The organism is Mesorhizobium sp. M7A.F.Ca.CA.001.08.2.1 (assembly GCF_003998455.1).
GTDB classification, from domain to species: domain Bacteria; phylum Pseudomonadota; class Alphaproteobacteria; order Rhizobiales; family Rhizobiaceae; genus Mesorhizobium; species Mesorhizobium ciceri.
The window spans coordinates 1-2,819 of record NZ_RZPW01000778.1; the positions used below are offsets into that span (position 1 = coordinate 1).

The following is a 2,819-nucleotide window of genomic DNA, read 5'->3' on the forward strand; positions in this document are numbered from 1 at the left end:
GTCGCGCAGCCCAGCGCTGCCGCGCGATTGCGCAGATCGGCATTGGGCTCGACCACGAAAACCGCCGACGGCGCAAGCTTGCCGGATTTCAGCCAGCCCGAGAGCATAGCGTAGCCCATATTGCCGCAGCCGGCGAGAACAAGCCTGATCGTCATCGAAAGCCCTCCGAATGAAGGCCTTCACATAGACGCTGGCGCTTCCCTGGGGAAGCCCTGTCAGGATCGCGAGCCACGATCGGGATCGCGCACCGCGATTGGCCGCAGCGACACTTGCCTGAGGCCAAGCACGCCGAGCACGAAGAACAGCCAGACCGGGTCGCCGCGATGGAAGAAGAAGCTTTCGAGGAAGGCGTTCAGCGCCGTGAACAGCACCACCATCATGAAGAAGTCGCCGAGAAAGATGTTTTCCCTGCGCAACGGAATGCGCATGTAATCGCGCAGCGGCGCGATCAGGAAGGTGTAGACCGCCACGCACAGTGCCGGAATGCCCATCAGCACGGCGATGTCGAGATAACCGTCATGGCCGTGCACGATGGTCCGGATGTCCCACGGCCGGTCGAAGGGCTGGTCCTGGTTGAGCAAGAGCGGCGTGCCCCAGAAGCTCTCATAGCCGTAGCCGGTCCACGGCTTCTTCGCCAGCATGCTGCCGGCGAACTCCCACAGCGTCGTGCGGCCGGTATAGGTCATGCCGGGGAAGTAGATCGCCGCCAGATGTTTTACCGGCGGCAGGAAGACGATGCCCAGCGTGCCGACCGCCGTGGCGATGATCGCCAGCGCAAACAGGATCGGCGTGCCGAGCCGCATGCCTATCAGGCTCGGGAACATCACGATCAGGATCGAGAACGGCACCAGGCCGGCGGTCGTCTTGGAGCCGGTGTGCAGCATGAAGATCATCGCCACGAAGAAGATCCCGGCGCCCCAGTAGCGCTGTCCGCGCCGGTAGAGATAGAGGCCTGCGAAGCTGAGGCAGGCCATGATCGGCCCGGCGATGTTCTTGTGGGTGAACACGCCGCGCCACAGGCCGGCATGCTCGGGCTCCTGCGAGTCGGCGGTGTGCATTGCCTCGTGCGGAAAGACGATGAGGCCGAGATAGGAAAGGCCCATGATCACGACAGCGGTGAAGATGATCACCTTCGAGAAGGCCTCGGCGTCGCGCGGCAGCACCAGGATCGTCGCCATCGTCAGGATGCCGATCAGCGTGAAGGAGGCGGCGCGCATCGCCGAAGGCGGATCGGTCGACAGGATCACCGAGAGGAAAAAGAAGCCCAGCATCAGCACCCAGGACGGGCTGAGCAGCGAGCGCACCACGCGCGGATCGGCAAAGGCCATCAGCGAGAAGATCGACATGGCGCCGAGCGAACCGAAGCCAAGCTGGTTGACGATGTCGCCACCTTGACCGGTGAGTTCGGCGCCGCCCGGCTGGAACGGCCTGAAGGACACCATGATGACGGTGAACAGCAGCGCGGCAATGGCGGTGGCCACGCCTTCGCGCGTGAACGCGTCGCTGAGCGGCGCGCGCTCAGTTTTTCTCAGGCTGGCGGTATTGCTCATTGGCATATCCGAATTCGGCCAGCACGCGGCCCAGCGCCACATGGACGGGGTAGATGGCGATATCAGGCGATCCGGTCCGCGCCAGCCGGATCAGGCCGCGAAACGGCGAGGCGGCAAGCAGTGCCAGGCTCTTCAACAACACTTTGGCGCCGGCCATTGGCGTGCCGGCGCGCTTCTTCTTTTCGACCAGTGTCGAGATGACGCCGTTGCGCAGGCTGCGGGCACGGATCCAGTCGGCTTCGATACGCCGCGCCGGAACGGTTTCCAGCACCTTGGCCTCGGCGCACCAACCCAGAACAAAGCCCTTTTGCGCCGACCGGCTGAGAAAGTCGGAATCGCCGCCGCCCATGAAGTTGAATCTGAGATCGAGAAAGGGCGGACCCATGGCGATCAGCACGTTGCGCCCGACCAGAAGATTGCCGGACGAATAGAGCGCCGGCACGCGTCCGGTTTCCCGATAAGGCGGCGCGAACACCGGATGCTCGGCCCATCGCGCATGGGCGGGGTCGGCAAACACGGGCACCTGTGGGCCGCCGACAATATCCGCGCCGAGCGTTTCGGCAGCCCGGCACATCCGCTCCAGCCACTGCGGATCGGCGATCTCGTCATCGTCGATGACCAGCAGATGCCTGAAGTTCGGGAATTGCAGGATCGCCGTCTGCCAGCCGGCATTGTAGGCGCTGCAATTGCCGCGCTCGTGCGCGATGATCACCAGGCCCGGCATTTCGCCCCGCTCGAACAGCGGCAGCGCCGCCTTGGCGCCGGCCCGCGCCTCGGCTTCGTTCTCCATGACGATCACGGCAAAGCGCCTGCCGGTTTGCTGCGCGCGCAGCGACGCCAGCGTTTCCAGCACCTGCTCGGGACGCTTGAAGGTCGGCAAGGTGACGACGGCTTCGACGGCCTCGACGTCAAGCCGCGGCGTGCGTCCCGCGACCGATACCGAACCGTCCGATGGCAAAGGGATCATCCGTGTCCAGCCACATGGTGAGTTGGGCTCTGGTAGCACCACGGTTGATAAGGTTTCGTTAATCACCTTGTACGGAGAAGCCCGCCAGGCAGCGGCTTTCGGCCGTCGAATGTGCAGGCTTAATCAAGGGTTCACCGCACTTTGCTACCGGCTACACCACTGGATAGGTAAGATGCATCTGCTGTTCGCCACATCGATCGTGCCCGACGGCGCTCTCGCCTCGGGCTACGAGATCGCCAACGCTGCGATCATCGCTGCCTTGCGGCGCGCTGGCGCGCGCGTCACCGTCATCGGCTTTACCT

At 64.2% G+C, this 2,819-nt stretch carries 2 protein-coding genes and 2 pseudogenes; 1 reads left to right on the forward strand and 3 read right to left on the reverse strand.

Going from position 1 to position 2,819, the window contains the following annotated elements; translation table 11 throughout:
- The 3 genes and pseudogenes from EN914_RS30720 to EN914_RS30730 all read right to left on the reverse strand — a co-directional run.
- A pseudogene (locus EN914_RS30720) lies at positions 1-155 on the reverse strand (NAD(P)-binding domain-containing protein); the annotation flags it as partial.
- A gap of 60 nt (positions 156-215) precedes the next feature.
- Entirely contained in the window at positions 216-1,550 is a 1,335-nt protein-coding gene (locus EN914_RS30725) for an O-antigen ligase (RefSeq protein WP_024504802.1), read from the reverse strand.
- The gene (locus EN914_RS30730) at positions 1,519-2,517 is read right to left on the reverse strand and encodes a glycosyltransferase family 2 protein (protein WP_024504803.1); all 999 of its coding nucleotides are present in this window, start codon (positions 2,515-2,517) and stop codon (positions 1,519-1,521) included. The genes EN914_RS30725 and EN914_RS30730 overlap by 32 nt, the downstream gene beginning before the upstream one ends.
- Positions 2,518-2,689: 172 nt before the next feature.
- On the opposite strand from EN914_RS30730, the pseudogene EN914_RS39495 reads away from it, so the two are divergent.
- Positions 2,690-2,819, forward strand: a pseudogene (locus EN914_RS39495) (glycosyl transferase); the annotation flags it as partial.